General features: G+C 66.7%; 2 protein-coding genes. Both read right to left on the reverse strand.

Annotated elements, in window-relative coordinates; translation table 11 throughout:
* A partial coding sequence (locus tag MKK70_RS24815) for a CHASE3 domain-containing protein (RefSeq protein WP_243950537.1) occupies positions 1-772 on the reverse strand: 772 nt, incomplete at its 3' end.
* A 370-nt stretch (positions 773-1,142) separates the two neighbouring features.
* The coding region (locus MKK70_RS24820; RefSeq protein WP_243950538.1) for a response regulator at positions 1,143-2,198 on the reverse strand (1,056 nt) is incomplete at its 5' end.

The following is a 2,198-nucleotide window of genomic DNA, read 5'->3' on the forward strand; positions in this document are numbered from 1 at the left end:
CCAGCCCCGCTACCATCGCATTAAGGGTACGCTTCAAGCGACCGATCTCGTTGTGGCCGCCTTCCCCGAGTGTACCTGTCAGGTCGCCCTCGCCAACATGCTCGACGAAGGTCATCACCCGCCCGAGCGGCCGGACGATCAGCCGGTTGATGGCGATCCCGATCCCGATGCAGATCAGGAGCGTGAGCAGGGTCCCGCCCCAGAGCGCGAGGCTCTCGTTGCGCTCGGCCTGCGTGACGCGAGCGGCCTGTGCCGCACGAGTCTGTTCTTCCAGATTGTCGATGGCGATGAGCTTGCTGCGCAGGGTGTCGAAGAACTGCTTGCCCCTGCCTTCGGCCTCGATACGCACCCCATCCGGTCGCGTCTTCGGATCCGCGGCCTGACGTATCGCGGTTTCGCCGATGTCGGTTTGCCAAGCGCGCGCTGCCGTCACGGCATCGGCAAACAGACGCGAACGCTCGGCATCGTTGCCGATCAAGGTCCTCAAATATGTGATCGTCTGGTCCAGGGCCGGCCGCCCCGCGCGGTAGGGCTCCAGGCTGTTCTCGCGCCCGGTGATCAAATAACCGCGTAGGCCGGTCTCCTGGTTCAGCATGGCGGTGCGGAAGGCATCCAGCCCCCGAACCACTTGGGTCGAGCGGTCGAGGGCGTCGGTCGCATCCTGCAGGTGGTTGCGTGTGGCTAAGATCGCCCCGCTGCTGAGAACCGACACCAGCGCGATGACGCCGATCGCACCTCCAAGCGTGCGGTTGAGGCCAAACGTGTTCGGCATTTTCGAGCGTTCCTACGCAGGCCTACGGACACTGCCTTACGGCAACCGCCATCGCGAGCGCAGTCGGCCAAATCAGCAGCCAAATCAAGCTTGTGAGGATCTCATAAAACGATGACAGCGATCGGGATGAGTCCCCGCTGACCCGATCTTGCCCGCCTACAGAAACCCGCTCCCCGAGTGTTCTTTGAAAGCGTTTGCCCTTCTGATGTAGCCCACCACCGTGCGCGGATCGCGGTGTCCTGACTGATCCATGATGCGGGCGAATCCCACCCTGGTCATAGGTCGAGCCCCAGCCGCGCCCTTGCGACGTGTTTCCCGTAAGCCTTCGCCATCTCCCACGCGAGCGACAGGCTCTCGGACTTTGCAGGGGCTATGCTGCCTTCAGCTCATGGATGGTGCCCAGCACCTCGGCGCGCTGGACTTCTAGGCGATGGATGAGCGGGCGCAGGTCGCCGTCGCCGTTGGCGGCGACCTCAATCTCGCGGCACAGGCGCGACAGGCGGGTGAAGCCGAGCATGCCGGCGGCCGAAACCAGCGCGTGCGCGTCGTGGGCGACCTGGACCCGGTCGTCCTCGTCGGAGCGGAAGCGGTCGCGCAACTCGCTGCCCATTAGGTCGAGCAGCGTCGCCACCCGTTCCAGCCCGAACCCCTCCTTCAAGGCGCTGAACACTGCCCCGTCGAGGACGGCGTCCTGGCCGTCCGGTGGCACGGCCGCCAGCGCTGGGTGGGTCTCGCGCTGGGGTCCTGTCCAACGCGCGATGGTGGCGTAGAGGTCGGCGCGCCGGAACGGCTTGCCGACATGGTCGTTCATGCCGGCCGCGCGCAGGTCGTCGATCTGCTTCGGCAGCACGTTGGCAGTCATCGCCACGATCGGGATCTCGCAGGCCGGCGGCGGCAGGGCGCGGATGCGGCGGGTCGCGGTCAGGCCGTCCATCACCGGCATCTGCATGTCCATCAGGACGAGGTCGTAGCCCCTGCCCTGCTTCACGGCCGCCTCGACCGCGACGATCGCCTCGGCGCCGTCCTCGACCACGTCGACCACGTAGCCCTGCGCCTCGAGTACCGCGCAGGCGAGCTTTTGGTTGAGCGGCACGTCCTCGGCCAGGAGCAGCCGCACGGGCCGTCCACCTATCTCGATATCCGCTGCTGCAACAGGATGTTCGATCGTTGGCCGTTCCCCCGGGGGCAGGGTCAGGGTGAACCAGAAGGTCGAGCCGACGCCCTCGCGGCTGTCGACGCCGATCTCGCCGCCCATCAACGAGAGCAGGTGGCGGCAGATCACCAGGCCGAGGCCGGTGCCGCCGAAGCGCCGGCTGATCGAGCCGTCGACCTGGCTGAAGCGCTTGAACAGCCGGTCCTGCTGCGCCGAATTGATCCCGATGCCGGTGTCGGTGACCTCGAAGCGCAGGTCGTGGCCGCGCGCCCC

Source organism: Methylobacterium sp. E-041 (assembly GCF_022829665.1).
Classification (GTDB): domain Bacteria; phylum Pseudomonadota; class Alphaproteobacteria; order Rhizobiales; family Beijerinckiaceae; genus Methylobacterium.